The organism is Streptomyces sp. NPDC001732, from assembly GCF_053596315.1.
Genome location: NZ_JBSFFY010000198.1, coordinates 1 through 1,454, shown reverse-complemented (window position 1 = coordinate 1,454; position 1,454 = coordinate 1). Strand labels below are relative to the sequence as shown.

The 1,454-nt window shown below is 68.0% G+C and carries 1 protein-coding gene; it reads right to left on the bottom strand.

What is annotated here, in order from left to right; translation table 11 throughout:
* Window positions 1-19: 19 nt before the first annotated feature.
* A partial coding sequence (gene ahcY, locus ACWCXX_RS41340; RefSeq protein WP_451136475.1) for an adenosylhomocysteinase occupies window positions 20-1,454 on the bottom strand: 1,435 nt, incomplete at its 5' end.

Genomic DNA, 1,454 nt, shown 5'->3' with positions numbered 1-1,454 from the left:
GGGGTCAGTGGTGGTGGGGTCAGTAGCGGTAGTGGTCGGGCTTGTACGGGCCCTCGACCTCGACACCGATGTACGCGGCCTGCTCCGGGCGCAGGGTGGTCAGCCTGACGCCGAGGGCGTCGAGGTGGAGGCGGGCGACCTTCTCGTCCAGGTGCTTGGGCAGGACGTAGACGTCGGTGGGGTACTCCTCGGGCTTGGTGTACAGCTCGATCTGGGCCAGGGTCTGGTCCGCGAAGGAGTTGGACATGACGAACGAGGGGTGGCCGGTGGCGTTGCCCAGGTTGAGCAGGCGGCCCTCGGACAGCACGATGAGGACCTTGCCGTCGGGGAAGGTCCAGGTGTGGACCTGGGGCTTGACCTCGTCCTTGACGATGCCCTCGATCTGCGCCAGGCCCGCCATGTCGATCTCGTTGTCGAAGTGGCCGATGTTCCCCACGATGGCCTGGTGCTTCATCCTGGCCATGTCGGAGGCCATGATGATGTCCTTGTTGCCGGTCGTGGTGACGAAGATGTCGGCCTGGCCCACCACGTCGTCCAGCGTGGCGACCTGGTAGCCGTCCATCGCCGCCTGCAGCGCGCAGATCGGGTCGATCTCCGTCACGATCACCCGGGCACCCTGGCCGCGCAGCGACTCCGCGCAGCCCTTGCCCACGTCCCCGTACCCGCACACCACCGCGGTCTTGCCGCCGATCAGCACGTCCGTGGCCCGGTTGATCCCGTCGATCAGCGAGTGCCGGCAGCCGTACTTGTTGTCGAACTTCGACTTCGTCACGGCATCGTTCACATTGATCGCCGGGAAGAGCAGCGTGCCCTCACGGTGCATCTCGTACAGCCGGTGCACCCCCGTCGTCGTCTCCTCCGTCACCCCACGGATCTCCGACGCCAGCCGGGTCCACTTCTGCGGGGACTCGCCCAGGGTGCGGTTCAGCAGGGTGAGGATGTGGGCGTACTCCTCGCTGTCCGCGGTGGAGGGGTCCGGGACGGCACCCGCCTTCTCGAACTCGACCCCCTTGTGGACGAGGAGGGTGGCGTCACCACCGTCGTCGAGAATCATGTTCGGGCCGCCGGTGGGCGTGTTGGGCCAGCTCAGGGCCTGCTCCGTGCACCACCAGTACTCCTCCAGCGTCTCGCCCTTCCAGGCGAAGACCGGGACCCCCGCCGGAGCCTCGGGAGTGCCGTCCGGGCCCACGGCAACGGCCGCGGCGGCATGGTCCTGGGTGGAGAAGATGTTGCAGGAGGCCCAGCGGACCTCGGCACCGAGCGCGACCAGGGTCTCGATCAGCACGGCCGTCTGCACGGTCATGTGCAGCGACCCGGTGATCCGGGCACCGGCCAGCGGCCGCGCGGCGGCGTACTCCTTGCGGATCGACATCAGACCGGGCATCTCGTGCTCGGCCAGGGTGATCTCCTTGCGACCGAACGCCGCGAGGGAGAGGTCGGCGACCTTGAAGTCC